This window comes from Devosia pacifica (assembly GCF_014652635.1).
Taxonomy (GTDB): domain Bacteria; phylum Pseudomonadota; class Alphaproteobacteria; order Rhizobiales; family Devosiaceae; genus Devosia; species Devosia pacifica.
The window spans coordinates 277,058-301,205 of sequence record NZ_BMZE01000001.1; the positions used below are offsets into that span (position 1 = coordinate 277,058).

General features: G+C 59.0%; 24 protein-coding genes. 21 read left to right on the forward strand and 3 right to left on the reverse strand.

Annotated features, from left to right (window positions below):
* Positions 1 to 59 precede the first annotated feature (59 nt).
* The 8 genes from IE127_RS01310 (at position 60) to IE127_RS01345 (ending at position 7,983) form a co-directional block, all read left to right on the forward strand.
* A complete protein-coding gene (locus IE127_RS01310) occupies positions 60 to 1,490 on the forward strand; it encodes a pyruvate dehydrogenase complex E1 component subunit beta (protein ID WP_189422639.1) in 1,431 nt (476 codons plus the stop codon).
* An 11-nt stretch (positions 1,491 to 1,501) separates the two neighbouring features.
* Positions 1,502 to 2,932, forward strand: coding sequence for a pyruvate dehydrogenase complex dihydrolipoamide acetyltransferase (locus IE127_RS01315; protein ID WP_189422641.1), 1,431 nt, complete (start codon positions 1,502 to 1,504; stop codon positions 2,930 to 2,932).
* A 10-nt stretch (positions 2,933 to 2,942) separates the two neighbouring features.
* Entirely contained in the window at positions 2,943 to 3,584 is a 642-nt protein-coding gene (locus IE127_RS01320; protein ID WP_189422643.1) for an SGNH/GDSL hydrolase family protein, read from the forward strand.
* Between the two features lie 32 nt (positions 3,585 to 3,616).
* Positions 3,617 to 5,056 (forward strand): dihydrolipoyl dehydrogenase, encoded by a 1,440-nt coding sequence (gene lpdA, locus IE127_RS01325; RefSeq protein WP_189422645.1) that lies wholly within the window; start codon positions 3,617 to 3,619, stop codon positions 5,054 to 5,056.
* Between the two features lie 20 nt (positions 5,057 to 5,076).
* Positions 5,077 to 6,117 (forward strand): Gfo/Idh/MocA family protein, encoded by a 1,041-nt coding sequence (locus IE127_RS01330; RefSeq protein WP_189422647.1) that lies wholly within the window; start codon positions 5,077 to 5,079, stop codon positions 6,115 to 6,117.
* A gap of 77 nt (positions 6,118 to 6,194) precedes the next feature.
* Entirely contained in the window at positions 6,195 to 6,449 is a 255-nt protein-coding gene (locus IE127_RS01335) for a GlsB/YeaQ/YmgE family stress response membrane protein (protein WP_189422649.1), read from the forward strand.
* Between the two features lie 146 nt (positions 6,450 to 6,595).
* Complete coding sequence (lipA, locus tag IE127_RS01340) at positions 6,596 to 7,549, forward strand: lipoyl synthase (RefSeq protein WP_189422652.1); 954 nt, start codon at positions 6,596 to 6,598, stop codon at positions 7,547 to 7,549.
* Positions 7,549 to 7,983 (forward strand): type II toxin-antitoxin system RatA family toxin, encoded by a 435-nt coding sequence (locus IE127_RS01345; protein WP_189422654.1) that lies wholly within the window; start codon positions 7,549 to 7,551, stop codon positions 7,981 to 7,983. Before lipA ends, IE127_RS01345 begins: the two co-directional genes overlap by 1 nt.
* Positions 7,984 to 7,989: 6 nt before the next feature.
* Here IE127_RS01345 and IE127_RS01350 read toward each other — a convergent pair whose 3' ends face one another.
* A complete protein-coding gene (locus IE127_RS01350) occupies positions 7,990 to 8,490 on the reverse strand; it encodes a CinA family protein (protein WP_189422655.1) in 501 nt (166 codons plus the stop codon).
* Between the two features lie 2 nt (positions 8,491 to 8,492).
* Entirely contained in the window at positions 8,493 to 9,686 is a 1,194-nt protein-coding gene (locus IE127_RS01355; protein WP_189422657.1) for a bifunctional 2-C-methyl-D-erythritol 4-phosphate cytidylyltransferase/2-C-methyl-D-erythritol 2,4-cyclodiphosphate synthase, read from the reverse strand.
* Between the two features lie 168 nt (positions 9,687 to 9,854).
* Between IE127_RS01355 and dusB the strand changes: the two genes are divergently transcribed.
* The 7 genes from dusB to hflX all read left to right on the forward strand — a co-directional run bounded on the left by dusB (position 9,855) and on the right by hflX (position 19,069).
* A complete protein-coding gene (gene dusB / locus IE127_RS01360) occupies positions 9,855 to 10,859 on the forward strand; it encodes a tRNA dihydrouridine synthase DusB (RefSeq protein ID WP_280516628.1) in 1,005 nt (334 codons plus the stop codon).
* Complete coding sequence (locus IE127_RS01365; RefSeq protein ID WP_189422661.1) at positions 10,856 to 11,977, forward strand: two-component system sensor histidine kinase NtrB; 1,122 nt, start codon at positions 10,856 to 10,858, stop codon at positions 11,975 to 11,977. Before dusB ends, IE127_RS01365 begins: the two co-directional genes overlap by 4 nt.
* Positions 11,974 to 13,419, forward strand: a complete 1,446-nt coding sequence (gene ntrC, locus IE127_RS01370) for a nitrogen regulation protein NR(I) (RefSeq protein WP_189422663.1) — start codon at positions 11,974 to 11,976, stop codon at positions 13,417 to 13,419. The genes IE127_RS01365 and ntrC overlap by 4 nt, the downstream gene beginning before the upstream one ends.
* Before the next feature lie 160 nt (positions 13,420 to 13,579).
* Positions 13,580 to 15,895, forward strand: a complete 2,316-nt coding sequence (locus IE127_RS01375) for a sensor histidine kinase NtrY-like (protein ID WP_189422665.1) — start codon at positions 13,580 to 13,582, stop codon at positions 15,893 to 15,895.
* Positions 15,896 to 17,281 (forward strand): nitrogen assimilation response regulator NtrX, encoded by a 1,386-nt coding sequence (ntrX, locus tag IE127_RS01380; protein WP_189422667.1) that lies wholly within the window; start codon positions 15,896 to 15,898, stop codon positions 17,279 to 17,281.
* A gap of 168 nt (positions 17,282 to 17,449) precedes the next feature.
* Positions 17,450 to 17,695 (forward strand): RNA chaperone Hfq, encoded by a 246-nt coding sequence (gene hfq, locus IE127_RS01385; protein ID WP_189422669.1) that lies wholly within the window; start codon positions 17,450 to 17,452, stop codon positions 17,693 to 17,695.
* Positions 17,696 to 17,833: 138 nt separating this feature from the next.
* Positions 17,834 to 19,069, forward strand: a complete 1,236-nt coding sequence (gene hflX, locus IE127_RS01390; RefSeq protein ID WP_244639858.1) for a GTPase HflX — start codon at positions 17,834 to 17,836, stop codon at positions 19,067 to 19,069.
* Here hflX and mazG read toward each other — a convergent pair.
* Positions 19,066 to 19,875, reverse strand: coding sequence for a nucleoside triphosphate pyrophosphohydrolase (gene mazG, locus IE127_RS01395; RefSeq protein WP_189422673.1), 810 nt, complete (start codon positions 19,873 to 19,875; stop codon positions 19,066 to 19,068). The two genes, hflX and mazG, sit on opposite strands and share 4 nt — an antisense overlap.
* 151 nt (positions 19,876 to 20,026) lie before the next feature.
* Here mazG and IE127_RS01400 point away from each other — a divergent pair, with 151 nt between their 5' ends.
* The 6 genes from IE127_RS01400 to IE127_RS01425 all read left to right on the forward strand — a co-directional run bounded on the left by IE127_RS01400 (position 20,027) and on the right by IE127_RS01425 (position 24,125).
* Positions 20,027 to 20,218, forward strand: coding sequence for a hypothetical protein (locus IE127_RS01400; protein WP_189422675.1), 192 nt, complete (start codon positions 20,027 to 20,029; stop codon positions 20,216 to 20,218).
* Positions 20,218 to 21,060, forward strand: coding sequence for a hypothetical protein (locus IE127_RS01405; protein WP_189422676.1), 843 nt, complete (start codon positions 20,218 to 20,220; stop codon positions 21,058 to 21,060). The genes IE127_RS01400 and IE127_RS01405 overlap by 1 nt, the downstream gene beginning before the upstream one ends.
* 317 nt (positions 21,061 to 21,377) lie before the next feature.
* Positions 21,378 to 22,874 (forward strand): hypothetical protein, encoded by a 1,497-nt coding sequence (locus IE127_RS01410; RefSeq protein WP_189422677.1) that lies wholly within the window; start codon positions 21,378 to 21,380, stop codon positions 22,872 to 22,874.
* A complete protein-coding gene (locus IE127_RS01415) occupies positions 22,875 to 23,507 on the forward strand; it encodes a hypothetical protein (protein ID WP_189422679.1) in 633 nt (210 codons plus the stop codon). It abuts the gene before it with no gap.
* Positions 23,508 to 23,529: 22 nt separating this feature from the next.
* Positions 23,530 to 23,970, forward strand: a complete 441-nt coding sequence (locus tag IE127_RS01420; RefSeq protein WP_189422681.1) for a M15 family metallopeptidase — start codon at positions 23,530 to 23,532, stop codon at positions 23,968 to 23,970.
* Positions 23,958 to 24,125, forward strand: coding sequence for a hypothetical protein (locus IE127_RS01425; RefSeq protein ID WP_189422683.1), 168 nt, complete (start codon positions 23,958 to 23,960; stop codon positions 24,123 to 24,125). The genes IE127_RS01420 and IE127_RS01425 overlap by 13 nt, the downstream gene beginning before the upstream one ends.
* The last annotated feature ends 23 nt before the right edge of the window (positions 24,126 to 24,148 follow it).

Here is a 24,148-nt window from a genome sequence, read left to right on the forward strand (position 1 = left end):
GGGGATTGGCTGCGCATTGCGCGCCTACCCGTGCCCTTAAGCGTCTTTGGAGACCATTGATGCCAAATATTCTGATGCCTGCGCTTTCTCCAACGATGGAAGAAGGCAAACTTTCCAAGTGGTTGGTAAAGGTCGGCGATAGCGTCAACCCCGGTGATGTTCTGGCGGAGATCGAGACCGACAAGGCAACTATGGAAGTCGAATCGGTAGACTCCGGCACTGTGAAAGAGATCATGGTTGAGGAAGGCACCGAAGGCGTGAAGGTGAATACCCCCATCGCTCTGGTGCTGGCTGAGGGTGAGGAGGCGCCAGCCGGCGACGAGACGCCGAAGCAGGACGCAGGGGAGGACGCTGACAAGAGCGAGGATGGCGAGAAGGCGGAAAAGGACGAGGAAGACGTCCGCGCCGAAGCAGAATCCGGGCAGCCCGGTGCCAAGACTGCGGCAACACCGGATGCGCCCAAGTTCAAGCCGGCTGCAGACCCTGACCTGCCGGACGATGTCGAGATGGTCGAGATGACCGTCCGTCAGGCTCTGAACGAAGCGATGGCTGAAGAAATGCGCCGCGATGAAGATGTCTTCATCATGGGCGAGGAAGTTGCCGAGTATCAGGGCGCCTACAAGATCACGCAGGGCCTTCTGCAGGAATTCGGTCCGCGTCGCGTTGTCGATACTCCCATTACCGAGCATGGTTTTGCTGGCCTGGGCGTCGGCGCCGCCTTTGCAGGGTTGAAGCCCATCGTCGAGTTCATGACCTGGAATTTCGGCATGCAGGCGATCGACCAGATCATCAACTCTGCTGCCAAGCAGCTTTATATGTCTGGTGGTCAGGTCACGGCACCGATGGTGTTCCGCGGCCCGAACGGTGCTGCAGCACGTGTTGGTGCACAGCACAGCCAGGATTACACCGCCTGGTACAGCCACGTTCCTGGCCTGATCGTCATTGCGCCATATAGCGCCGCCGACGCGAAGGGGCTCCTGAAAGCCGCGATCCGCAATCCCAATCCTGTGATCTTCCTCGAAAACGAAATCCTCTACGGCTCTTCCGGTGAAGTGCCGAAGATGGACGATTTCGTCCTGCCGATCGGTAAGGCTCGGATCGCCCGCGAAGGTAAGGACGTGACCATTGTCTCGTTCTCGATGGGTATGCGCTACGCCACGCAGGCTACCGAAAAGCTGGTCGCGGCCGGTGTTGATGTCGAACTGATCGACTTACGCACCATCCGGCCGATGGATTTCGACACCGTGCTGGAAAGCGTCAAGAAGACGGGTCGCTGCGTCACGGTGGAAGAGGGCTGGCCGCAGGGTTCGGTCGGTTCCGAAATTGCTGCCCGCCTGATGGAACAGGCCTTCGATTATCTCGATGCGCCGGTTACCCGTGTTACCGGCAAGGACGTTCCGTTGCCCTACGCCGCGAACCTCGAAAAAATGGCCCTGCCGAACGTCGATGAAGTCATCGCGGCGGTGAACGCCGTGACCTACCGGTCCTAAGGAGCCTCGCCATGCCGATAGATATCACCATGCCGGCGCTCTCTCCCACGATGGAGGAGGGGACGCTCGCGAAATGGCACGTCAAGGAAGGCGATACGGTCTCCGCTGGAGACGTCATTGCCGAGATCGAAACCGATAAGGCCACGATGGAAGTCGAGGCCGTCGACGAAGGCACTATCGGCAAGATTTCGGTCGCCGAGGGCACCGAGAACGTCAAGGTCAACGCCGTGATTGCCGTCCTGCTTCAGGAGGGTGAGAGCGAAGGCGATATCGCAAGCTCAGGCGAGAGCGACACTGCCGGCAAAAAGGCCTCTGAGGAGAAGTCTTCCGATAAAGGCTCCAGCGAGAAACCGGAAGACGCCAAGGAAGACAGCCCCAAGGAGCCGAACTCGGAACAACCCGAAGGTTTCGAGCCGCCGGCAAAGCCGAGCGAGTCGCGCCAGCCCACCACCAATGGGCAGGCTGCGTCCCCGGAGAAGTCTGCACCCTCTGCGTCGGGAGACGAAAAACGCGTATTCTCCTCTCCCCTGGCTCGTCGCCTTGCGAAAGAAGCTGGCGTCGATATCGCCTCCATCCCCGGATCCGGTCCGAAAGGACGCGTCATCAAGGCGGATGTTGAGGCTGTAAAATCCGGCAAGCTCGAGACAAAGCCGGCACCGTCAAAGGGTGCAGCACCCGGACCGGCAGCCGCCGCAGGAGGTATGTCGAAGGACCAGGTCATGGCCCTTTACGAAGAGGGCAGCTACGAAGTGGTAGCGAACGACGGCATGCGCCGGACAGTCGCTGCGCGTCTGACCGAGTCCAAGCAGACGGTGCCACACTTCTACCTCACAATCGATTGCCGCATCGACCAGCTGATGCAGGCGCGCGAACAGATCAACGCTCAGGCGCCGAAGAACAAGGACGGCAAGCCGGAATACAAGCTGTCGGTCAACGACTTCATCATGAAGGCCTGGGCCGTTGCGCTACAGCGTGTCCCTGCGGCAAATGCAACATGGGCCGGCGACTCGATCCTTTACCACAAGCGCTCGGACGTGGCCGTGGCCGTGGCTGTGCCCGGTGGCCTGTTCACGCCGGTGGTGAAATCGTGCGATACCAAGACCCTGCGCCAGATCTCGGATGAAGTGAAGGATCTTGCGTCCCGCGCCCGCTCGAAAAAGCTCGCGCCGCATGAATACCAGGGTGGTGCGACTTCGGTGTCCAATCTCGGCATGTACGGCATCAAGCATTTCGGCGCCGTCATCAATCCGCCGCACGGCACGATCCTCGCGGTTGGCGCCGGTGAGGAGCGCGTCTATGCGGAAAAAGGCGAGATCAAAACCGGGCAGTTCATGACCTGCACGCTCTCGTGCGACCACCGTTCGGTCGACGGCGCGCTGGGTGCCGAGGTGCTTGGCGTCTTCCGCGGGTTGATTGAAAATCCCGTCATGATGTTGGCGTGAGGATCAAGCCATGAAGACCATTCTGGCCTATGGCGATAGCCTGACCTATGGCGCGAGCCCCATAAAGGATGGCCCGCGTCACGCCTACGAAGATCGCTGGCCGACTGCGCTCGAAGCCGCACTTGGCGGGTCTGCTCGGGTGATTGCCGAAGGCCTGGGCGGGCGCACCACTGTTTTCGATGATCATTCGAGCCTTGCGGACCGCAATGGCGCCCGCTTGCTGCCGACGCTTCTCGACAGCCACAAGCCGCTTGATCTGGTGATCATCATGCTCGGCACCAATGATCTGAAGATCTACATCAATGGCACCGCGTTCGGCGCCGCGATGGGCATCAAGCGTCTCATCCAGATCGTGCGCCAGCATCCTTATGACGCGGGCCAGCCTGTGCCGCAGGTTGTTGTCGTCGCCCCGCCGCTAACGGTCGAAACCGACAATGCGGATCTGCACGCTATGTTTGCCCCCCGCGCGGATGAGGCAAAGCTGTTCGACCACTACTACAGTCGTGTCGCCATGGAGGCCGGTGCCGGATATTTCAACGCCGCCACTGTCGCGACAGCCGATGCCCGCGATGGTGTGCACCTCGACGCGGAGAACACCCGCGCCATCGGCACTGGCCTGGTGCCGGTCGTAAAATCTCTGCTGGCGCTATAGCCGCCGCATCCCAACCAGTTCGGAGAGGCCACATGGCTGATCAATACGATCTCATCGTCATCGGCGCCGGTCCCGGCGGCTATATCGCCGCGATCCGCGGCGCACAGCTTGGCATGAAGGTCGCAATCGTCGAACGCGAGCACATGGCTGGCATCTGCTCCAACTGGGGCTGTATTCCCACAAAGGCATTGCTGCGTTCTGCCGAGATCTATGGCCACATGAACCACGCCAAGGATTACGGTCTCACAGCCGAAAAATTCGGCTTCGACATCTCGGGAGTAGTCAAACGCTCGCGCGATATCGCCGCGCAGATGAACAATGGCGTCCAGTTCCTTATGAAAAAGAACAAGGTCGACATCATCTGGGGCGAAGCGCAGATCACCAAGCCCGGTGAGATCAAGGTCGGCAAGCCCACCAAGGAGCCGATGCAGCCAATGGGGCCGGTGCCGAAGAACACCTTGGGCGAGGGTACCTACAAGGCAAAGAACATCATCATCGCGACGGGTGCGCGTCCGCGCGTGCTTCCGGGCATCGAGCCGGATGGAAAGCAGATTTGGACCTATTTCGAGGCAATGAAGCCCGAAACAATGCCGAAATCTGTCGTCGTCATGGGCTCTGGCGCGATCGGTGTCGAATTTGCCTCGTTTTACCGCTCCATGGGCGCAGAGGTCACGATCATCGAATTGCTGCCGCAGATCCTGCCGGTCGAGGATGCCGAGATCGCCGCGATGGCACGCAAGCGCTTCGAAAAACGCGGCATCAAGATTCTCACCGAAGCCAAGGTGACGAAAGTCGACAAGTCGAAATCCGGCGTCACGGCTCATGTCGAGACGAAGGACGGCAAGACCCAGAAGGTCGAAGGCGAAAAACTGATCTCTGCCATCGGGGTTCAGTGCAATACTGAAGGCCTCAACCTCGACAAGCTTGGCGTAAAGATCGAGCGCGGTGCCATCGTCATCGATGAGCACGGTCGCACGAGCGTCGATGGCATCTGGGCCATCGGCGACGTCGCTGGCGCGCCAATGCTTGCGCACAAGGCCGAACATGAAGCCGTCATCACCGTCGAGGCAATGGCTGGGCACAAAGTACACGGGCTCGATAAGTTGAAGGTACCGGGCTGCACTTATTGCGAGCCACAGATTGCCAGCGTTGGCCTCAACGAGGCGAAGGCCAAAGAGCTCGGCCGCGACGTGAAGATCGGTCGGTTCCCGTTTGTGGGCAATGGTAAGGCCATTGCCCTTGGCGAGCCCGATGGCTTGGTGAAAACCATCTTCGATGCCAAGACGGGCGAACTTTTGGGCGCGCATATGATCGGCGCTGAAGTCACCGAGCTCATACAGGGCTTTGTCGTCTCGATGAATCTTGAGACGACGGAAGAAGAGCTGATGCACACCATCTTCCCGCACCCCACGCTCAGCGAGACGATGAAGGAAAGCGTGCTGGATGCCTACGGGCGCGCGCTCAACATCTAGAATTCACAGGATTACGTTGCATGGTTAGAGCCATTCAGGTCGGACTCGGCGGTTGGGGCTTCAATTGGAGCCAGGAAGTCATCCCGGCTGTTTCCGAAGTCGAGATCGTTGCTTATGTCGACGCCAATCCGGAAGCGACCGAGCGCGTCCAGACCAAGCTCGGCGCCTCGGCAGGCATGTGCTTTCAAAGCCTTGAAGACGCCGACAAGGCGGTTGACGCCGATCTCGTGATCGCAACGCTTCGCACCGATGCGCACTATCCTGTTGTGAAGCAGGCTTTGCAGCTCGGCTATAACGTGATTGTCGAGAAGCCGTTCGCCTCGACCGTTGCGGAAGCCAAGGAACTCGTTGCCCTTGCCGAGTCTCAGCAGCGTGTACTGATGGTCAGCCAGAATTACCGCTTCTACCCGGCACCCATAGCGGTGCAGCAGCTGATGGCTACGCAGAAATTCGGTCCGATCAATCAGGTTTCTATCGATTTCAGGCGTCATGCGCCGACGCAGGGCTATCGCTATTGGGATATGCCGGACCCGCTCCTGGCGGACATGTCGATCCACCATTTCGACCTTATGCGGATGGTGCTCAATGACGACCCGGTGCGCGTCTCGTGCCGCACGTGGAATCCGGAAGGAAGCCCATTCGCCTATCATCCGACGGGCGCGGCACTGATTGAATTCAGTAGCGGAACCGTAGTCAGCTACCGCGCATCATGGGTTTCGAGCGGCAAGAATACGCCGTGGGCAGGCGAGTGGACGATGGATTGCGCCGAAGGCGAAATCTGGTGGACCTCGCGCGACACGCGGGCAGAGGGAGATCGCCCGGATATCGTCGAGCTTCGTCCTCTCGATGGGCAGCCCGAGCCGATGAAGCTCGAAGACATGGCATACACCGACCGCAAGGGCACTTTGGCGACTGTCGCCCGCGTTATCGAGACCGGCAAGAGCCCGGCGCGGTTCAGCTCGGGCAAGGACAATCTGAAGAGCCTGGCACTAGTCCAGGCGAATATTCTGTCGGCTTCGCGCAATGGCGATTGGGTCTCAATCGAGGAGATTCTGGCGTAATTTTTGCCATAGTCTGCGCATCTTTAGGCCAGTTTGTGGCGTTGATCAGTCACCATAATCTAACATGAGGGCTGATCATGGAAGGAATAGGCTGGATTGGGGCGATCATCATCGGCGGGATTGCCGGTTGGATCGCCGAGAAGATCATGAAGACAGACCACAATCTGCTCATGAACATCATCATGGGCATTTTGGGAGCGTTGATCGCAAACGCTATCCTGGTGTTCGTCTTCGGAAATACCCTTGGGGGCTGGATTGGCCAGCTTATCGTCGCCGTGGTCGGCGCCTGCCTCCTGATCTGGATCGTAAGAGCCATACGCGGCCGATCCTGAGGATAATTGGGAAGGCTTTCGAGCCTTCCCAAATCTTGCGGCGTTGCCCCAAGCGTAGGGCAGGGTTGCAGCGAAGTCCTTGGGCAATAGGCCGTTTATGCCTATATGAAGAAGCGGAATTTAGGCCGTTTCCAAGGATGAGTTGAGTGGTCACTTTGATCGAAAGCCGGGCGACCAGCCCGCGTCATCCCGAAAAAGCACATCGCGCGGATAACGAGATCAAGCGGAAACCGGATTGGATCCGCGTTAAGGCGCCTGGGTCTCCTATCTATCAGGAAACGCGCAAGATCGTCCGCGACAACTCTCTGGTCACCGTATGTGAAGAGGCGGGTTGTCCCAATATTGGCGAGTGCTGGTCAAAGAAGCACGCCACCATGATGATCATGGGAGAAATCTGCACCCGCGCATGTGCTTTCTGCAATGTCCGCACCGGTCTTCCTGGCCCTCTGGATCCCAATGAACCAGACAACGTCGCCAACGCGGTCGAGAAGCTCGGGCTGCAGCATGTCGTGATAACCTCGGTTGACCGCGATGATCTGTCCGATGGCGGAGCTCAGCATTTCGCCGACGTGATCCTCGCCATCCGTGCGCGTAACCCGAATACAACGATCGAGATCCTGACACCCGACTTCCTGCGCAAGGACGGTGCGCTTGAAGTCGTCGTCGCGGCGAAGCCCGATGTGTTCAACCACAATCTCGAGACGGTGCCGTCGAAGTATCTCAAGGTTCGGCCGGGCGCCCGCTACTTCCACTCGATCCGCCTTCTGCAAAAGGTCAAGGAGCTGGATCCGGGGATGTTTACCAAATCCGGCATCATGGTCGGGCTTGGCGAGGAGCGAAACGAAGTCCTTCAATTGATGGATGATCTGCGCAGCGCGGAGGTGGACTTCATCACCATTGGCCAGTACCTGCAGCCCACGCGCAAGCATCATCCGGTTATGGATTTCGTCACCCCCGAGCAGTTCAAGTCGTACGCCACGGTCGCGCGTGCCAAAGGCTTTCTGATGGTCTCGGCTAGTCCGCTGACCAGGTCCTCGCATCACGCCGGCGAGGACTTCGAACAACTCCGCGCCGCTCGCAAGGCAAAACTTGGCATCTGATGAAACGCTACTTTGAACGTCACGTCCCGCATCTTCCTGAAAAGATGCTCGAACTTGTTGCAGACCTCGAGTCGTACCCGGAATTCATTCCCAATTGTCGATCGATGAAGGTGCGTCCGGCAGAAAAGGAGAACGCGCGGTTTGCAACGATGACGCTGAGCTTCGGCCCGATCACGCAGGGTTATACCAGCCGCGTCACGAAAAACACGGACGACAATACCATCACCGCGAAAGCGACAGATGGTCCTTTCGCCTATCTTGATAGCGTTTGGCGCTTTGAGAAGGAGGGAATGGGCACGCGCGTTCGGTTCGAACTCGATTTCAAGATTTCCAACCCCTTCATTGCTGCGGTCGCCGAGCCGGCCTTCGCAGCAAAGCAAGAAGAGATCATGAACGCGTTCGTCGAAGAAGCGGACCGGCGCTACGGCAAGTGAGCGACTTCAGTCTCCTTCACTGCTAGTCAACACTTGCCAGACGAGTTCGAGCGCGGCATCGACGCTCTTGCGACGGATTTCTGAGCGGCTCAACGTGCCGAACTTGTGCTCGATCACAACCGTTGCCAACTCCGAAGATACGGCGACATAAACCAGCCCAACCGGCTTCTTGTCAGTACCGCCATCGGGACCTGCGACGCCCGTGACGGACACTGCGAAATCGACCCGCGCAGCGTTGCGGGCTCCGTCAGCCATAGCCCGGGCTACCTGGTTCGAGACCGCGCCATAGTCGCGTATCAACCGGGCGGGCACGCGTATCATCTTCGATTTGGCACTGTTGGCGTAGGTGATGTAGCTGCCGTAATAGGCAGCCGAGGCGCCTGGCACGTCGGTTAGCGCTACGGCGAGCAATCCGCCGGTACAGCTTTCCGCTGTAGCAATTGTCATTTGGCGATTGGCCAGGTTGTCGATGATGGCTTTTGCCCTGTCTTCACCGGCTTTTGCCATGTTCAGTCCTGTCTCGGCAGTTCAATCGATGCAGTGGCCATGGCGAAAATTCCCTCCTCGCGCCCAGCAAAGCCGAGCTTTTCGTTTGTGGTTGCCTTTATCGCAACGCGGTTTGCCCCGATTCCACACGAGCGGCTGATCACCTCTCGCATCTCGGGAACGTGTGGGCTGATCTTCGGCGCCTCGCATACGATTGTCACGTCCAGATTGACAATCCGGCCCCGGCGCGCCTCCACCAGCTTTGAGGCATGCTCCAGAAACACGGTGGAAGAAGCCCCCTTCCACTGCGCATCGCTGGGCGGGAAATGCGTACCGATATCGCCTTCTCCGAGTGCCCCATAAATCGCGTCACAGAGCGCGTGTAAGGCGACATCCGCATCCGAGTGTCCATTGAGCTTGGCGTGATGCGGAATTTTTACACCCGCCAGCCACACGGCGTCCCCTGGCTCAAATGAGTGGACGTCATAGCCGCTGCCAATATGCGTTTCCATTAAAGCCTCTCCGCGCAGCAATTGCGCAGCCCGCACAAAATCCTCGGGGTGCGTGATTTTCATGTTGGCCCGGTCACCCGTGACCATGCTTACAGGCATATCCGCCCACTCGGCGATTTCCGCGTCGTCGGTGAATGCGCGGTCGATAGCAGACGCGTCACGATGTGCTGCGAGGATCTGTTTGAACTTGAAGCCTTGTGGCGTCTGCGCCGTGAAAAGCTGACGGCGGTCCTCGGTCGCATCGATTCCATCGCCGTTTTGAGAACGCTTGACCGTCTCGGTTATGGGAAGAGCCGGAATACAGCCTTGTGCTCGGATGAGACCCGCAACGACATCCCCAATAACCTGCTGCGAGACAAGGGGGCGGGCAGCATCGTGGATCAGCACCAGGTCCGGCGCGATTTTCACCAATGCTTCGAGACCTGCCAGAACTGACTCCTGTCGCGTCTGCGCCCCGTGCACCGGGGGCAGCAATTTTCCCGAGTGTTTGACTGGAAGACCATTATAGAGCGGCACATGCTCGGAATTGATCACCACCATTACCGAGTCGACGTAGTCTAGCGTCAGAAACGCCTCGATCGAGCGTTGCAGCACCGCCTTGCCAGCCAGCTGCCGATACTGTTTCGGCAGCGCGTCCTCGGACGGGTCGACGCGCGCACCCTTTCCAGCAGCTACAATGAGGGCAGTGGTATGCGGTCGAGCCATATTCTAAGCGTCTTCAAACTGATGAAAGTGAGGTGTAACCACCGCGGGTAGGGTGTCGCAAGCCGCCAGCGCATGGCTCCCATGCATAGTGATAGGTGTTGCGTGAAAGTGCAAAATGACTATCGTTCGGGCAGAAGACGCTCTTTGACCATTTCCGGGGCATTTTTAGTGACCGCCTCTGCCTACGGCTTAAGCATAGGGTCCCACGCATTGGAAAATCCAGCCCTGCTGGCACCAATGGCGGGGATCACCGACAGGCCATTTCGTCGCATTGCCGAACGCTTCGGTGCCGGCCTTGTCGTTTCCGAAATGATCGCCAGTGCCAGTTTGAGCACAGGGCAGGACCTGATGGTGCGAAAGCTCGCAAAGTCGTCAGGTCGGCTGCCGCATGTCGTTCAGCTGGCCGGCTGCGAAGCGCACTGGATGCAACAAGGCGCCCGGCTTGCGGCAGAAGCCGGTGCAGATGCGATCGACATCAATCTCGGTTGCCCGGCGAAACGCGTCACAAATGGCTATGCCGGCTCCGCGCTGATGCGCGTTCCCGATCAGGCGCTGGCGCTGATCGAGGCTGTTCTGTCGGCCACCAATCTGCCCGTAAGCGTCAAGATGCGGCTCGGCTGGGACGATGAGAGCCTCAATGCAGCCGATATCGCAAAGCGGGCAGTCGCCGCCGGCGTTCACATGATCACGGTCCACGGACGGACGCGCCAGCAGTTTTATAAGAGCACGGCGCGTTGGTCGCTCGTGCGTCCAGTGGTCGAGGCGGTCCAGGTGCCTGTCGTCGTCAACGGCGATATCGTTGATCTCGCGTCCGCCCGCAAAGCACTTGAGCAGTCCGGGGCAGCAGCAGTGATGATCGGTCGCGGCGCGCAAGGGCGCCCTTGGGTGGTGGGCCAGATCGGCGCCGCTCTCGCCGGCGCTGCCCCTCCGCGTTCCCCTGATGTTAACACTTTGGCCGATCTCGTTAACGAACACTATGACGAGATGCTGTGTGAATACGGCCGGGATATCGGAATCCGAGCCGCCCGAAAACACCTTGGCTGGTATCTCGATGAAGCCACACCCGACCTGCCTAAGGTTGAAAGAAAGGCGGTTCTGGAAAGCGAAGATCCCGCTGAGGTCATGAGCCGCATGCGCTCGATCCTGACCAATTCCATGAGGGCCGCGGCATGATGCCGGATATCGACGACATGGCGACAGCCTCCGTTCTGCAGGCCCTTCCTCAGCCGATCATCGTCTGCGATGACAAGCGCTCCGTGCTCTTCGCCAACTATGCCGCAGAAGCTTTTTTCGGGGCTTCGATGAGTGTGCTGGCGCGCCAAAGCCTCGACGACCTTATGGCTTTCGGGTCGCCTATTATCAGCCTGGTCGATACCGTCATTCAACGCCGTGCTCCGATGACCGAGTATCGCGTCCGAATTGGCTCCTCACGTTTCGGCGACGAACGCATCGCCGACGTTTTCGCCAGCCCGATTTCGGAAGCCGATGGCCGCATTGCGATCCTCATTCAGGAACGCACCATGGCGGACAAGATCGACAGGCAAATGGTCTCGCGTGGCGCGGCGCGTTCCGTGACTGGCCTGGCGTCAATGCTAGCTCACGAGATCAAGAATCCGCTTTCCGGCATCCGTGGCGCTGCGCAACTGCTTGAGCAGAGCGTTGCCAGCGAAGAAGTCCCGCTCGCCCGCCTGATCCGGGAAGAAACCGACCGTATCGTCGATCTCATCGACCGCGTGGAAATCTTTGGCGATGACCGCCCGATGGAGCGCGAACCGATCAATATTCACGTGGTGCTGGAGCGTGTGAAGCTGTTGGCGCACAACGGTGTCGCACGCGGTATCACCTTCGGTGAGGAGTACGATCCCTCTCTGCCGCCGGTCTATGGGAATCGCGACCAGCTGATTCAGATATTTCTCAACCTCGTCAAGAACGCTTCAGAGGCACTTGAGCGCACCAAGAACCCGGAGATTCGGCTGTCCACCGCGTTCCGTCCGGGCATTCGCATAAGCGTTACGGGCGTTTCAGAGCGTATATCGCTGCCGCTCGAGATCATCATCGAAGACAACGGGCCGGGCGTGCCACCAGACATTCTGCCTTTCCTGTTCGATCCGTTTGTCACCACCAAGACCAACGGCTCCGGACTGGGGCTCGCGCTGGTGGCAAAGATCGTTGGTGATCATGGGGGCGTGATCGATTGCGACAGCCGCCCCGGTCGAACGCGCTTCCGTATTTTGCTGCCCGTCGCCAGTGCCAACCAAGTCAATGAGTCCGAAGAGGAACTGGCGCAATGAGTCATGTCGTTCTGCTTGCCGATGACGATGCCGCCATTCGGATGGTGCTCAACCAGGCGCTGACCCGTGCCGGCTACGAAGTGCGCCCAACTGGCAACATTTCGACGATGTGGAATTGGGTGAGCCGCGGCGAGGGCGACCTTCTGATCACGGATGTTGCCATGCCTGACGGCAACGCCTTCGAGGTGATGCCGAAAATTAAAAAGATGCGCCCCGAATTGCCGATGATCGTCATGAGTGCGCAGAATACCTTCATGACAGCAATCCGCGCTTCGGAAGTGGGCGCGTATGAATATCTGCCGAAGCCATTCGATATCACTGAAGTCCTCTCGGTTGTCTCGCGCGCCTTGGCTGACGCCAAAAAGCCAACCCGCAAGGGTCTGCGCGCCGAAGAACAGGGCGAGTCGATGCCTTTGGTCGGCCGCTCGGCCGCGATGCAGGACATCTACCGGGCTCTTGCGCGCCTTATGCAGACCGATCTGACGGTAATGATCACCGGCGAGAGCGGTACCGGCAAGGAACTTGTGGCAAAGGCTCTGCACAATTTCGGCAAGCGACGAAATGGCCCGTTCGTCGCCATCAATATGGCCGCGATCCCGCGAGACTTGATTGAGGCAGAGCTTTTTGGTCACGAGAAGGGTGCGTTTACCGGCGCGACTGCGCGCTCATCGGGCCGGTTCGAGCAGGCTGAAGGCGGTACGCTGTTCCTCGACGAAATCGGCGACATGCCGATGGACGCCCAGACACGGTTGCTGCGCGTCCTGCAGGAGGGCGAGTACACCATGGTGGGTGGGCGAACGCCCATCAAGACCAATGTGCGCATTGTCGCCGCGACACACCGCGACCTCAGCCAGATGATCCGTCAGGGCCTGTTTCGAGAAGATCTCTACTACCGGCTCAATGTTGTGCCGATCCGTCTTCCACCGCTGCGCGACCGCATCGATGACATTGGCGATCTCGTGCAGCACTTCCTGATGGAAGCGCAAAACGACGGAGAACAGGCCAAGACCGTCTCTCCCGAGGCGATCAAGCTGATGCAGAACTACTCCTGGCCCGGCAACATTCGTGAACTCGAGAACCTGGTGCGCCGCCTGACGGCGCTCTACGCCGAAGAGGTGATCTCGGCGGAGGTTGTTCAAAGCGAACTCAATATCGGCGATGAGCCGAAGACCACAAATGTTTCGGGTCCGGTGGACGTTTCGCTGGCTGTAGAGTCGCATGTGAGCCAGTTGCTGCGGGAATATGAGCCGAACCTGCCGCCGCCAGGGCTCTACCAGCGTGTGATCGACAAGGTTGAAGGCCCGCTGATCGCCATGGCTCTGAACGCCTGCAGCGGGAACCAGATCCGCGCCGCAGACCTGCTGGGGCTGAACCGGAACACGCTCCGCAAGAAGATCCGCACACACAGCATAGAGATCGTGAAACAGTCGCGACGAGGCTAGCTGCGCCAATTCATCTCTGTGTCACATTTGCGCAACAATTGTCTTGAAGGCTCTGGCGAATTCGGACAGGCTTTGGGCTTGTGCATCTTGCGCGGCAATTTTCCAAGCGCGCAGACTAGGCTATTTCTGCAACTCGTAAAAAGACTGCGACCCGCACCGTATGGATCAATCGCTCTCGACTACCACTAGCGAGAAGCAGGGACATGGTCCCGGCGGCCTTTCTAGCGGTGCGAGTGTCGGGCCGAATCGTGTCCTGCGCTGGATAGGCTTTGCGGTGGTTCTCGCCTCCGTGGTGATGTCGCTGGGCTCGTTCCTCATTCTCTCGGGCGCCACAGACATCGAGCCCTCGGCCGAAATCTGGACCGGGATATGGATAGCAACCGGCGTGCTCGTGTTGCTGATGATTGCACTGGTGGTAACCGAGGCCGTGCTGCTTGTGCAGGCGCGCACGTCCGGGCAGCCCGGCGCGGGCCTTCAAATCCGCATGGTCACGATGTTCGCTCTAGTGGCCGCAATTCCCGCCGTGCTCGTCGCCATCGTTGCAACCATTGCGCTCAACCAGGGACTCGATCAGTGGTTCTCGGAGCGCACCCGGTCTATGGTCGAAAGCTCTCGCCTTGTCGCCCGGTCCTACATGCTGGAGCATGCGCAGGTGCTGCGCGATGACGTCATCTGGATGGCGTCCGAGCTGGAGCAGGCCCGCAGTATTTTCGAAACTGATCGCGAACGCTTTCAAAGCATCATGACGGCACTGGCAGTGACGCGCTCCGTGCCCTTTGCGTCGCTGATCGATTCCGATGCCGATACGCTTATGCGGGCCCAGATCAACGTTCAGGGCGGGTATCCGCGCTTGCCGGATGGCATAACTGATGGCGTGGTTGAGGGCCGTCCGACCGCAATCGCGCCGGGCTCAACCAACCTCGTCGGCTCCGTCGTAAAACTGCGAAATTACGAAGATACCTACCTGTTCGTGGCGCGTGCCGTGGACCCCGAAGTTCTCGAATATATGCGCCTTACGGACGAGAACATCACCGAATATCGCGAGTATGCTTCCAACCGGCTGGTATTCCAGATCACCTTCACCATCATGTATGTGGGTCTAGCCGTGGTTCTACTGCTGGCCGCTTTGTGGATCGGCATTGCACTGGCAAACCGCTTTGTTGACCCAATCCGAAATCTCATGGTGGCGTCGAACAGGGTTAGTCGCGGCGACCTCGACGTGCAGGTTCCTGTCCGCGAAGGGCGGGGCGACCTACGCGATCTCATCAATCGGTTCAATCGCATGGTTGAGCAGTTGCACAGCCAGCGCGAAGCCCTCGTCACGGCCAGTGCAATGAACGAAAAGCGCCGCCAATTCACAGAGGCGGTGGTGGAGGGTGTCTCTGCCGGAATAGTCGGTCTCGACGCGTTCGGTGCCGTCAATCTCGTGAACGCGCGCGCCTGCGATATGCTTGGGCACAGTGAACTCGACCTGATGGGCGTTCCGATCGACAAGGCGGTGCCCGAACTTGCGCCTATTTTCGAGCGCGCGAAATCGGCGCGGCGCGGTCAGGTGCGCGACCAGATCCACCTTGGCCCGGAGCAGGCACGGCGGACCTATCAGGTACAGCTGACCCGCGAGGGGTCGATCACCGAGTCGAAAGGTTACGTCCTGACCTTTGATGACATCACCGATCTCGAATCAGCGCAGCGGACAAGTGCCTGGGCGGATGTGGCGCGACGTATTGCGCACGAGATCAAGAACCCGCTGACCCCCATCCAGCTTTCGGCAGAGCGCCTCAGGCGCCGGTATGGCAAGAAGCTGGATGACGATCGCGATGTTTTCGACAAGTGCATCAATACGATCGTGCGACATGTGGGCGACATCGGACGCATGGTCGATGAATTCTCCGCCTTCGCGCGGATGCCGGAAGCTTCGCCAGAGCACGCCGACCTGTCGGACACGGTTCGCCAGTCCGTCTTCCTCGAAAGCGTTAGGCTTCCAGAGATCAATATTGTCACGCATCTGCCGGACGAGGCCATCTATGCGTTCTTTGACACACGGCTGATCAGCCAGTGCCTTACCAATCTGATAAAAAACGCCGTGGAGGCGTTCGAGGCGGAGGATCTGTCGGCCATAGAAAATCCAACCATCACCGTCGAGGCTGAGCGCGAGGGTCAGTTCGCGCGCATCGCCGTTTCGGACAATGGCAAAGGGTGGCCGGCTGATCACCGTCAGAGGCTTTTGGAGCCCTATATGACGACTCGGGAAAAGGGCACGGGGCTGGGCCTTGCAATTGTTGCCAAGATCGTTGAGCAACACGGTGGACAAATTGAGCTGCTCGACGCCGAACCGGATCCAAACGGACGCGTTGGAGCTAGCGTCTCGTTTACTCTGCCGCTTTCCAGTTCCTCACCCGCAGGAGCGGAGAGCGTAAGCCCGCCTCAGCCAGACAATATGGAGGAACCGCGATACGACGCGGTCGATCAACAATAAATGGCACTCGACATCCTGATAATAGACGACGAGCACGACATCTGCGATCTCATCGCCGGCATCCTCGAAGACGAGGGGTACGAAACTCGTCAGGCAGCGGATGCGGACAGCGGGCTCAAGGAAATCGCCCGCCGTCGGCCGAGCTTGGTGTTCCTCGACATTTGGCTCCAAGGCTCTCGGCTCGATGGCCTGCAGCTGCTGGATATCTTTCAGGCGCAACACCCGGAAATGCCGGTGGTAATGATCTCCGGCCACGGCAATCTCGAAACGGCTGTGAGTGCTATCAAACGCGGCGCGTATGATTACATCGAGAAGCCCTTCAAGATCGATCGTCTCCTGCACATTACGCAGCGCGCGATGGAAGCCACTCGGCTGCGGCATGAAATTGCGGAACTGCGTGAACGCTCGGCGGGAAAGTCCGCAGATCTCGTCGGCTCGTCGCCGGTTCTCCAGCAGATACGAGCCCTCATCGACAAGTCGGCTCCAACCAATTCACGATTGTTCATCTCAGGTCCCTCGGGCGCCGGAAAAGGCATGGTGGCGCGCCTCGTTCACCAGAAAAGCCCGCGCGCCGATGCGCCGTTCATCGAGATCAACACGTCCCTCTATGCACCGGACGAGTTGGCAGCCATCCTGTTTGGCCGCGAGATGCGGGAGAAAAACGGGACGCTGCGCACCGAAGTGGGCGCTCTGGAGCGAGCTCACGGTGGCACGCTCTACCTGAGTGAAATCGGCACACTGCCCACGGCTGTCCAGGGCACTCTGCTACGAACCCTCGTTGAGAACCGGTTCAATCGGGTAGGGGGCGCCAGTGCGGTGCCGATCGACGTCAGGGTCATCACGTCGAGCTCACAAAACATTGCTGCGCAGATCGAGACTGGTGAGTTTCGTTCAGACCTGTTCCACCGGCTGGCGATCGTGCCGGTACAGCTCACGCCGCTGCGCGAACGACGTGAAGACGTGCCGCCCCTCGTCAGCATTTTCATTGAGCAGATCTGCCGGATGCACAATTTGCCGAAAGTCTCGATCGGCGATGACGCGCTTGCCGTTTTGCAAGCTCAGGACTGGCCCGGAAACGCCCGCCAGTTGCGCAACTCAATAGAACGCCTTCTAATCCTGATGAAGGATCAGGCTGCGGGTGATGGCACAATCACAGCGGCAATGCTGCCCTCCGATATCGGCGAAGTTCTCCCGACGGTCGGCGACACTGACACATCGGCTCATTTGATGAGCCTGCCCCTGCGTGAGGCGCGCGAAGTTTTCGAACGCCAGTACCTTCTGGCACAGATCGAGCGCTTCGGCGGCAACATCTCGAAAACCGCAGAATTCGTCGGCATGGAGCGCAGTGCTTTGCACCGCAAGATAAAATCACTCGGCCTGACGTGAACCGCCAACATGCCCCGCGAGTTGGGTTGGGTAGGCAGGTCTGGTCAGGTGTGCAATAGTGACTTGTCTCAGGGCCGGGAAAGGGTGTGTGCTTGCGGCAGGCGCTACACCCGAGCAAGCTGACGCCCCGGCCAGCAACAGACATAAGCCGTAAGAAGAGGCCATGGAATGCCCGCAGAAAAACAACAAAACCTGCAAGACGCGTTTCTAAACCATGTGCGCAAGCAGAAAGTCCCGGTGACGATCTTCCTCGTCAACGGCGTCAAGCTGCAGGGTGTCATCACATGGTTCGATAATTTTTGCCTGCTCTTGCGGCGCGACGCGCAGTCGCAGCTTGTCTACAAGCACGCGATCTCGACCATTATGCCCGGAGCGCCGATACAGCTTTTTGACCCCGAAGCGGGGAACGATTGATCCCACATGGGTAAAATAGACGAAAACGAAAAACTCGGCCGGCCAGCATTCGTGGACCGGCAGCGCAAACCGACAAGGGCAGGGCTTGTTTGCCCCGATGTCCGGGGAAACGCACTTCGCAGGTCGGTTGAGGCGCGCTTGGCGGAGTTTGAGGGGCTCGCCGCAGCAATTCGCCTCGAGATCGGTTTTGCGGAAATTATCCGTCTGCGCGAAGTCAAGCCAGCCACGTTTCTAGGCGGCGGTGCCGTCGAAACCCTGGCTCAGCGCGTGGAAGACGAAGAGATTGACCTGTTGCTTGTCGACGCGGCGCTGACGCCGATCCAGCAGCGTAATCTTGAGCGTGACACCGGTGCGAAAGTGCTGGATCGTACCGCGCTCATCCTTGAAATCTTCGGCGAGCGCGCCGCGACACGTGAAGGTGTCCTGCAAGTCGAACTCGCTCATCTGAACTATCAGAAAAGCCGACTAGTCCGCTCGTGGACACACCTTGAGCGGCAGCGCGGCGGCTATGGCTTCCTCGGAGGTCCAGGCGAGACGCAGATCGAAAGCGATAGGCGCCAATTGCAGGAGCGCATCACGCTGCTCGAACAGCGGCTGGAAAAGGTGCGTAAAACGCGCGCCTTGCAACGCCGCCCACGGGACGAGGTGCCGTTCCCGATTGTGGCGCTGGTCGGCTATACCAACGCCGGAAAATCCAGTCTTTTCAACGTCATGAGTGGAGCAGGGGTGTTCGCCGAGAATCTCCTGTTCGCGACGCTGGATACTACCGTTCGGCGTCTCGATCTCCCGCATGGCAAGCCGGTGATGATAAGCGACACCGTCGGTTTTGTGAGCGACTTGCCCACGGACCTCGTCGCCGCATTCCGCGCTACGCTCGAAGAAGTCGTGGACGCGGACGTCGTTGTTCACGTGCGAGATGTCGCGAATCCCGATCATGCGGCGCAGGCAGACGATGTGCTCGCGGTTCTACACGATCTAGGTGTTTCGCCGCAGACCGTCCCGATAATCGAGGCCTGGAGCAAGGTCGATCTCCTGCCGCACGGCGAAGATGGCCCGGATATCGCGGGCATACAGCCGGCCAGCAAGGTCTCTGCCACAGTGCCGGTTTCTGCTCGGACAACTTACGGTCTTGAAGATCTGAAGCTCGCGATCGAGAACGCGCTGGCTGAACGCAGCGGCACCTACCGTGTTCATGTTCCGCACATTGCCGGCGCAGATATCGGATGGCTGCATTCGCATGCTGAGGTTCTGCAACGTGGCGAGCCAACGGATCGCGGCACGGAATTTGTAGTCCGTGTTGATCCACGGCACCATCCGGCCTTCGTTGAACGATTCAACGGCCGGCTGGAGCGCGTGGAAGAGAAAACGCCTTAGCCCGATTTTTCTGCCAAGCGTATCTCGTTCCAGTACCCATCAAGCCTCTCGAGGCCAGCCTCGGCGACGTTGACGTTGTCTTCACCGGCACGCCGCTCGATATGCTGGAAACGCCGCGTGAACTTGCGATTGGCATCGCGAAGTGCAGCTTCCGGATCAACGCCATAGTGGCGCGCAAGATTGGCGACGGAGAAGAGCAGGTCGCCAATCTCTTCGTGCACCGCAGCCGCCGAGCCATCACGCGCCGCCTCAACAACTTCATCGACCTCCTCACGGACTTTTTCGACAACTGAGGCACTGTTCGGCCAGTCGAAGCCGACCCGCGCAGCACGCTTCGCCAGCTTTTCGGCACGAACGAGCGCCGGCAGGTTGTTCGGTACGTTGTCGAGCACAGACGCATCTTGATCGCGTGCAGCAGACTTGTTGGCGCGCTCGCTGGCCTTGATGGTTTCCCAGCGCACCGTAGCGGCATCGGCATCCTCGGCGCGGTTGTCTCCAAACACATGCGGGTGCCGGCGGATTAGCTTCGACGTTACCGCATAGATGACATCACCGATGTCGAAGAGACTTTGCTCTCGCGCTAACTGTGCATGATAGACCGACTGCAACAGCAGGTCGCCAAGCTCTTCGCAAAGATCCTCGTAGTCGGCGCGCTCAATGGCGTCGGCCACCTCATAGGCTTCCTCGATGGTGTAGTGGCGAATGCTCTCAAATGTCTGATCGAGATCCCACGGGCAACCATCGACGGGGTCCCGAAGGGCCGCCATGATCTCGATGAGACGGGATAGCTCGCGTGACGGCTCCATAGTTCTGGTCACCCCATTAAAGAATCGCGCCGGCAATTTAGCAGGGCGGCGGCTGGTTTGGCACCCCAACCCCATACCTTTCGTTCGCATAATATATAGAATGGAGCCCGAAACTCTCCCCTCTCCGGTGATGAAAACCGGAGACAAATCAATGACAAAGCAGATACGGGAAAACGTTCTCATCCCGGTCTTGACGCGAGCGGGGACTGCGGCTGCGGCGTATCTGGTCGCGCAGGGAATGCCTGCCGATAGTGCGCACCAAGTCGCAATTGCGGTCACCGCTATTGGCCTTGTGATGGCCGACCTGTTCGCTGAATGGGTCGCGCGCCGGAGCGCCAAATAATGGCGTGGCAATCGTGGACCGGTCAGTCCAACAAAGAGGCCAACGCCTATCGTAAAAACAAGGAAGCGCTGGGCGGTGCCCGCATTAACCAGCGCAACCTCGATATTGCAGCGCAAGCCGGCATACTCGGCAAGGATAACAGCGGCAACACGGTGCGTCGTGACAGTCAGATCACGATGGACCGCAACGACAATATTGTTGAGGTGTATCGGGGCACCGGCGCGGGCACGGGCGGTGTGCGCTATGTGCCGGAAGGCCTGCCGCCTGAGCGCGGGCGGCCCATGGACGGAGCCGATTTATTGCGTCCGGGGGTTGTGTATGCGGGCCGCGGTCAGCCGCAGATTCCGGGTGTGGAACGTGTACCGGGCACCACTCGGGTTCGCACGGCCCCTGTTGGCGGCGGGGCCGGTAATCGCGTTGTGACAACGAATGTCACAGGGCGAAATAAGAACAAGGGCGTTGCCCCTTGGCCTGAAATGCAAACGCCTCCGAATGAAGAGTTCGTTATGCCGGATGGGCCCATCGAAATGGAAAGCCCAACCGTTATGCGCGGGAAGCCGTTTCCGTTCGGTCCGTTTCCATTCGAGCTAAACCCGTATGTGCCGGGTGGTCAGGTGATGGAGGACGAACTCGGCGAGTCCGAGTTCCTGAACCCCACGTGGTTTGCGCAATGGGGCGCGGCGCTCGGGCATATTTCTTGGAACGTGGATAGAGCGAAGGATTTCGTGGGGCGCACGTTCATCAAGGACCCAATCGATACGTTCATCGAGGGGGTCCCGGATATGCCCGGAGAGCCGGAGCATTTCTCGCCCATCTCAGGCTGGTTCTTAGGTCAGAACTGACATGAGGGTTCCAGCTAAAAAGGCAAAGGCCAGCATAAGGATAATCAGTCGGGCGAAACCCGAAACAATATTCATCTGCGAGGTCCTCCAATGAGACCCCGCAAATGTAAGGGCTGCGCGCGGCGGCGACAAGCCATTGCGCGCATGTGGAAGAAGATCAAACGGAAAGGTTCAAAATGAACGGCGTGAATCGTCAACATACGGCACCGATACAGGTGCCACGCACACAGCGTCCCCACGGGATTTCGTGGTTTACGTCTGTGCCAGCCGGGAAAATGGTCCCGGTCGGTTATATCCCGATGTTTCGCGAAGATGCGATGCGCGGAAGCGTCCGCATCACAGTCGAAATGCAGGAAACAAAAGAACTCCTGATGAATCCGGTCGTGCTCCGGGCACGGGCCTACTGTGTGCCGTGGCTGGCGCTCGAACGTTTCGAGGGAAGCCGCGATCAGTTCGACCGCTCTTATATGGGGCAACCCAAGGTCGAAGGCGGCACCGTTGTGCCGTTCATCGAAACGGCACTGTTCGGAACGCATGGCAGTAAAGAAGTTTATGTGGCTATGGGCATGCACGGCAAAGCCGACGACATGGTTAATACCATGCCGCTAGAAAGCTATAATGCGGTCTGGAACTTCCTCGCCGAAAACCGGTCCAAGGAAATCGAGAAGCGTACGCGCCTCGATGACACACTGGCACCGGCGTTTTGGCCGCGTTCGCGGTTTGAGCACGTTGTACCGGACTTTGATCAAGCCGTGATTGACGGCGAAATTAGCCTCAACATGGTGCAGGGTGGGCTTCAGCTGCGCGGGATCGGTAGGTCCGGCTCCTCGGTGACGCTGAGTGGAGTGCGCACGAACGAGAGCGCAGTGGAGGGAGACGGCACGGTTGTTTATGACCGGGCCTTCAGGACAACGGACCCGAACGGGCCGCTGACGTTTGAGGTGGACGAAAGCACCGGGCGCCCGAAAATCTTCGCTGAGATGGAGGCGGGCGGCATCTCGGTGTCGTTGTCCAACCTCGAACTGGCGAAGAAAACGCAAGCCTTCGCGGCAATGCGCCAGCGGTACGAGGGCATTGATGACGAGTATATTATCGACATGCTCATGGATGGCCTGACAATCCCCGATCAGGCTTTAAAGCAGCCATTTATGGTCGCGGATAAGTCGGTGCGGTTCAGTCAGGTCAAGCGTTATGCGTCTGACAGCGGTAACCTGGCGGAAAGCGCAGTCACAGGCGGCGCGATCATTGACCTGCCGCTACGTGTGCCCAAGCTCAACACAGGCGGCACAATTATCGTCGTGGTTGAGTGTGTGCCGGAACAATTGTTCGAGCGCCAGCAGGACCCGTTCTTGCATCTGCAGTCGCAGGACGATCTGCCAGAGTTCCTGCGCGACTATCTTGATCCGGAAAAGGTCGAGATTGTGACTAAGGCACAAATCGACACTGATCATAGTGCGCCGGACGAAACGTTCGGTTATGCGCCGCTGAACTGGAAGTGGACCAGTCAAGGGCCGCGTATCGGCGGCAAGTTCTACCGTCCGGAGGTCGATGCAGCTTTTGATGAAGAGCGTCAGCGAATTTGGGCAATCGAGACAGAGGACCCAATTCTGTCCGAAGATTTCTATCTGGTCTCGGACATTCACACGAAGCCGTTTCTCGATCCCGACAGTGACCCGTTCGAGGCGACGATTGTCGGCGCAACGGTCATGACCGGGAATACCGTTTTCGGTGGCAAGCTCATCGAGGCGACGGGCAATTACGACAAGGTGCTTGAAAAGGCACCGCAGGAGCGCATCGAAAAGGACGCTGAGTAAATGGTCAAGAAGATCGGAAATCTCCGCAAGTGGCGTCAGCTACAGCCCGGTGAGGGTCTGACGCTGCAGGGGAAACCCTATCGCAGGATCAAGCTGGAGCTAAATGCGACCAGCGCAACGGCGGTGTACGCTCTGTACACCGCAAAGGACGGTGAAGAGGTCGGAACCTTCCTCGCAAACGTGGAAGGGGCCGAAACCATCGAGTTCGCGGCGTACGGCGATGTCGACCTGACGTTCTTGGGCGAAGGCGAAGTCTATTACGCGACGGACGATGGCGACAAGCGGAGCTTCAACAACCCGCATGCGGTGAATTTCACCAAGATCGCAACGCGCCGCTCCCGCAATCCTGAACTCGAAATGATGATGTTCAAGATGGAGCAAAACATGCAAGCGCGCATGGATCGGCAATTAGCCGAAGCCATGCGCATGAATGCGGCAAGGGCCGAAGCCGAAGGCGCGGACCCGGAAACCGGAGAAATCGACGATGGTGAAGTCGATAATGACGTTGATCAAGGAGCGTCAGGCGAGGCAACGAGCGGAACGGGCGGTGATAGCCCACAGGCCGACGAAAGGGAGGCCGGAAGCACCGGAACCGGAACAACCGTTTCCGGCGGATCAACCGCTACCAAGTAACTTCCAAGACGCACTCAGGGGAATGGCCGACCGGCCATTCCTCCAGTCTCGCAAGTGGCTCGAACAACAGTGGCGAGCCGACTGGACGGGTTCGCATCCCGATGTACGGGAGTTCGAGCGCTTGTTTATCAAGCGGCTGGTGAAGATCGGTGTCCCGATGTTCACGCATGAGTGCGTCAGAAGCAACGAGCGCCAAGCGGATTTGCTGGCGCTCGGACACAGCAAGGCAGGCCCCGGCCAAAGTGCACACAACTTTGGGTGTGCAATCGATCTCGTGCACTCAACTAAGGCATGGGGCCTTTCGGAAAAGCAATGGGCTCTCATTGGGCACATTGGCAAGGAACTGGCCACGCAACGCGGCTTCGAGGTCGTGTGGGGTGGCGACTGGAACTTTTACGACCCAGCTCACTGGGAGCTGGCGAACTGGCGTGAGCTAAAGGAGCAATACCCATGGCCGAAGTAAGTGTGATCACCGACAAGAAAGCTCTGCTGAACTGGCGGACAAACCACGACCTGCACGTGCTGCTGATCATGAAGCAGCACAAGCTGACGAAAAGCCAGGCCTTGGTGCAGGCATATCATGAAGGCGCTGAGGGCCTGAATAAGCGGCTGGCATAACGCCAGACAAGAGGCGCGGCGCA